The 4,732-nt window shown below is 41.1% G+C and carries 5 protein-coding genes and 1 riboswitch; all 5 genes read right to left on the bottom strand.

What is annotated here, in order from left to right; translation table 11 throughout:
• On the bottom strand, positions 1-527 hold a 527-nt coding region (purN, locus tag ACESM9_RS14580), incomplete at its 3' end, for a phosphoribosylglycinamide formyltransferase (protein WP_373000305.1).
• Entirely contained in the window at positions 515-1,555 is a 1,041-nt protein-coding gene (gene purM, locus ACESM9_RS14575) for a phosphoribosylformylglycinamidine cyclo-ligase (RefSeq protein WP_373000302.1), read from the bottom strand. The genes purN and purM, both read right to left, overlap by 13 nt.
• A 147-nt stretch (positions 1,556-1,702) precedes the next feature.
• Positions 1,703-3,040 carry an amidophosphoribosyltransferase gene (purF, locus tag ACESM9_RS14570; RefSeq protein ID WP_373000300.1) on the bottom strand — a complete coding sequence of 446 codons (1,338 nt, stop codon included), beginning with the start codon at positions 3,038-3,040 and terminating at the stop codon, positions 1,703-1,705.
• A gap of 22 nt (positions 3,041-3,062) precedes the next feature.
• Positions 3,063-3,563: a 5-(carboxyamino)imidazole ribonucleotide mutase gene (gene purE, locus ACESM9_RS14565; protein ID WP_373000297.1), complete on the bottom strand. Its 501-nt coding sequence runs from the start codon at positions 3,561-3,563 to the stop codon at positions 3,063-3,065.
• Positions 3,564-3,717: 154 nt separating this feature from the next.
• A riboswitch (purine riboswitch) is annotated at positions 3,718-3,819 on the bottom strand.
• Between the two features lie 131 nt (positions 3,820-3,950).
• On the bottom strand, positions 3,951-4,732 hold a 782-nt coding region (locus tag ACESM9_RS14560; protein WP_373000294.1), incomplete at its 5' end, for a phosphoribosylformylglycinamidine synthase subunit PurQ.

The following is a 4,732-nucleotide window of genomic DNA, read 5'->3' as shown; positions in this document are numbered from 1 at the left end:
CTGGCTGCCAGAGACTCGGGGGTATCTCCTTCTTCCACCTTAACCGCTTCCTGAAGTATGATAGGGCCTGTATCTGCTCCTTCGTCCACAAAATGTACCGTTGCTCCGGAAATCTTTGCTCCGTATTCCAGCACAGCTTTATGAACTCTTTGCCCATAGTATCCCTTGCCGCAAAAGGCAGGTATTAAAGATGGATGGATGTTCATTATCCTGTTTCTATACTTTTCTATAAAATCACTGGATAAAATGCTTAAAAATCCTGCCAGTACAACCAATTCCACTTCATGACTTTCCAGTTCATTTATAATGGCTTTCATGAAATCATTTCTATCATTAAATTCCCTTTTATCTATTTCAATGGCGCTGATACCGTGCTTTCTAGCTCTTTCTAAGCCGTAGACGCCTTTCTTGTCTGATATTACTACAGCAATCTCACCGTTGATTAAGCCCTTTTCAATATTGTCTATCAAAGCCTGCAAATTTGTGCCACCGCCGGATATGAGAACCCCAATCTTTACTTTTTGCAAAGCTCTATTCCTCCCTCTCCGGCTGCAATGTCTCCAATTATATATGCTTTTTCGCCCAAATTCTTCAAATCTTCCATAATGCTCTCTGCTTCTATCTTATCTGCAATTATCACAAGACCTATTCCCATATTGAATGTATTGTATAATACTTCATCCTCTATTTTCCCCAAATCCTTCATGAGCCTAAAAATGGGCAGTACATCCCAGCTTCCCAGCTCTACTCTAGCTTTTAAGCCCTTAGGAATTGTTCTGGGTATGTTTTCTATGAATCCACCACCGGTTATGTGGGCAATTCCTTTTATATTGTACTTTTCTGCAAGGTTCAGTATGGTTTTTACATATATCCTTGTAGGCTTTAATAATTCTTCACCTAGGAGGCCATCCAACTCCGGGAATTTATAATCCACTTTATAATCATTGATTCCAAAGAAAAGCTTTCTCACCAGAGAGTACCCGTTGCTATGTATGCCACTGGATTGAAGGCCTATGAGCACATCTCCCTCTTTTACCTTTTCACCGTTTATAATCTTAGCTTTGTCAACCAAACCTACTGCAAAGCCTGCCAAGTCGTATTCTTCATCCTGATAGAAACCTGGCATCTCAGCTGTTTCGCCGCCTATCAAGGCACAACCAGCCTGTATACAGCCATCACATACTCCCTTTACTATAGCCTCTGCCTTTTTGGGATTAAGTCTGCCTGTACCAATATAGTCCAGAAAAAATAAGGGTTTGGCTCCATGGCAGGCGATATCGTTTACACACATGGCAACACAATCTATGCCTATGGTATCATGCTTATTCATCATAAAAGCTATCTGTAGCTTTGTGCCTACACCATCGGTACCTGATACCAAAACAGGCTCTTTCATTCCTGCCAATTTGGGCATGAAGAAGCCTCCAAAGCTTCCCAGGTCTCCCATTACGCCGGGTATATGGGTCTTTTTCACATGTTCCTTCATCAGCTTTACAGCTTCATATCCGGCTTCCACATCTACTCCGGCGTTCTTGTATGTCAATCTGTCATCCATCTTTTTTCTCCTTCCTTATTTTTTGAAAGCTCTATTAATCGAAACCACTAAAAGACACTATAATATTGAAACCACTAAAAACCTGAAAAAAGTCCCTAAAGGAATACCCAGGCCCATGACTAGCGACCAGTGACTGGAGACTAGAGTCTATACAGGATAGTCACCGTTTAGGCAAGCTGTGCAAAAGCCGTCGCCTTTGCTGCCTACAGCAGCCAACAGTCCCTCCAAGCTCAAGTAGCCCAAGCTGTCTGCTCCAATGTATTCCCTTATGCTTTCCACAGTTTTGTTGGCCCCTATAAGCTCCTCCATAGTTGGAGTATCTATTCCGTAACGACAGGAACCAATAACCGGTGGAGAGCTTACTCTTACATGGACTTCTGACGCTCCTGCATCTCTTAAAGCCTGTACTATCTTCCTGCTGGTAGTCCCCCTCACTATGCTGTCATCCACCATTACAACCCTTTTTCCTTTTATATTCTCCTTCAAAGGATTGAGCTTCAGTTTTACTCCCAGCTCTCTCATGGACTGAGTTGGCTGTATGAAGGTCCTTCCTACATATCTATTCTTAATCAAGCCTACCGAATAGGGTATTCCTGATTCATTGGCATACCCTATGGCAGCCGGTGTACCGGAGTCAGGTACCGATAGCACTGTATCCGCAATAGCCGGTTGTTCTTTTGCCAATATTCTGCCTGCATTTTCTCTTGCCTTGTACATGCTGATTCCATCTATGATACTGTCTGGTCTGGCAAAATATATATGCTCAAACAAGCAGACTTTGGTGGGCAAGTTGGTAATGTAATCTATGCTTTTCATTCCATCCTTATCTATGACTAATATTTCCCCTGGTCTTACATCCCTTATAAACTGGGCTCCTACAGTATCCAAAGCGCAGCTTTCTGAAGCCAGCACATATCCGTTTTCAAGTTTTCCTAACACCAGGGGTCTTATTCCATATCCATCTCTTACTCCTATCAGCTTGTTATCAGTCAGTATAGTCAAAGCATAGGAACCTTTTATTATTTCCATAGTGTTCTGTATTGCCTTTATTATGTCCCCTTTGTAGTTTCTGGCTATCAAAGCAGCTATGACTTCAGTATCTGTAGTGGTGCTGAATATCATGCCCTGATCCTCCAGTTGACCTCTGAGTAAATCTGCATTTACCAGACTGCCGTTGTGAGACAGAGCCAGATTGCCATTCTTATATTTAATGACTATAGGCTGCGCATTGGCTGCAAAGGTGGAGCCTGAGGTAGAATACCTCACATGTCCTATAGCCATATCTCCTTTTAACAAACTAAGTATCTTGTCGTCAAATACTTCGTTTACAAATCCCATTTCCTTGTAACAGGTGATTATGCCATCGTTGTTTATGGCAATCCCTGCACTTTCCTGGCCTCGGTGCTGCAATGCCACCAGGCCGTAGTAGGCTGCATTAGCAGCATTTATATTACCCTTATCATATACTCCAACTATTCCACACATTTTTTATCTCCCATCAGATGTATTAAAATTCTTCCATTCTTATTCGCTCATCTTTTTTGGAAACTTCTTGTGCCATACTCTCTCTGCGAAGCTTTAGAGCTTTCCTCAAATGGTCATACTTTATTGATAACATTTCTACTGCCAGAAGCCCTGCATTTTCTGCCCCATCGATGCCTACTGTAGCCACAGGAATACCTGAAGGCATCTGAACTATTGAAAGCAAAGCATCCATGCCGTCCAAAGCCGATGATTTAATCGGTATGCCTATCACAGGAAGTACCGTATAAGCCGCCAATACTCCCGGTAAATGAGCTGCCTTACCTGCTGCAGCTATTATTACATCAAACCCTGCTGCCTCTGCTTCCTTTGCAAATTGAGAAGCCTTGTCAGGTGTCCTGTGAGCGGATATGACTCTAGCCTCATAATCTACATTGAATTCCTTAAGTACTTTAATAGCTTTAGAAACAATGGGCAAATCTGAATCACTACCCATAATAATTGCAACCTTAGGATTATTATTCATATTATCTCCTTCCTTAAACATTATATTTTGAAAAAATCCGATTAAAGTCTAGCCTTAACCGGATTGCAAAATTCTAAAATACCTGCCATGATGTCGACCCTCAACCATTGTTTGATGAAAAAAAAGGACGGGTAGTGAAACCCGTCCAAAAATATGAACAGTGTATTTCACTCATAGTCAAACAATTTACGGTTGTTTGGTAGAAACTTTCAGGCCATATTCCTGATATTATATGAGTTCAAATAACATATAAGTGTCTTGTTGGAATAATATTATCATATAATTCAGTAAGCCGTCAAGATTTTTTTCGAACTATTTATTCTATTATTGAATTTTAGTACACATATTAACGAATTATTTAGAGTATTTTATTGTATAACATTCGTATTATTTAGCGAAGTAATCCACTCCAGCTCTAAATATGTTTTGTTCCTTTTCGCCAGGTATATTTTTATATAAATATTTCCCCACTCTCTCAGAATGAGCCATCTTGCCCAAAACTCTTCCATCAGGACTTGTTATTGCTTCTATAGCGCATATGGAACCATTTGGATTATGAGGCACCTCTGCTGATACATTTCCATTTAGATCTACATATTGGGTAGCTATCTGGCCCTTGTCTGCCAACTGTCTTATCATATCATCACCGGCTACAAATCTGCCTTCCCCATGGGATACAGGTACGGTATGAATATCTCCCACTTCTGAATAGGCAAACCAAGGTGACAAGGTAGAGACTACCTTAGTCCTCACAAGTTGGGATACATGTCGGCCAATTTTGTTATAGGTAAGGGTAGGGCTGCTCTCATCTATATCCCGAATCTCGCCGTATGGTACCAGTCCAAGCTTTATCAATGCCTGGAAACCGTTGCAAATTCCTATGATCAATCCGTCTCTCTTGTTTAAAAGATTCATAACTGCTTCCTTTACATAGTCATTCCTGAATACAGCGGCTATAAACTTGCCTGAACCATCCGGCTCATCTCCTCCGCTGAATCCTCCTGGTAAAGCCAATATCTGAGAATTGTTTATCCTTCTCACCAATTCTTCTATGGATTCTTCGATATCCTGGGGAGTAAGATTCTTTATCACCATTATATCCGCTTTTCCATTGGCATCTTCAAAAGCTCTGGCAGTATCATATTCGCAATTTGTACCAGGAAATACAG

Origin of the sequence: Lutispora sp. (genome assembly GCF_041687175.1) — a bacterium.
Classification (GTDB): Bacteria; Bacillota; Clostridia; order Lutisporales; family Lutisporaceae; genus Lutispora.
Note: the sequence above shows the minus strand (reverse complement) of the source record. Positions and strands in the feature narration are given on the sequence as shown.

Excerpts from the sequence above, each read along its gene's own strand:
- purM (WP_373000302.1), bottom strand. The coding sequence starts at position 1,555 with ATGGATGACAGATTGACATACAAGAACGCCGGAGTAGATGTGGAAGCC.
- purF (WP_373000300.1), bottom strand. The coding sequence starts at position 3,040 with ATGTGTGGAATAGTTGGAGTATATGATAAGGGTAATATAAATGCTGCT.
- purE (WP_373000297.1), bottom strand. The coding sequence starts at position 3,563 with ATGAATAATAATCCTAAGGTTGCAATTATTATGGGTAGTGATTCAGAT.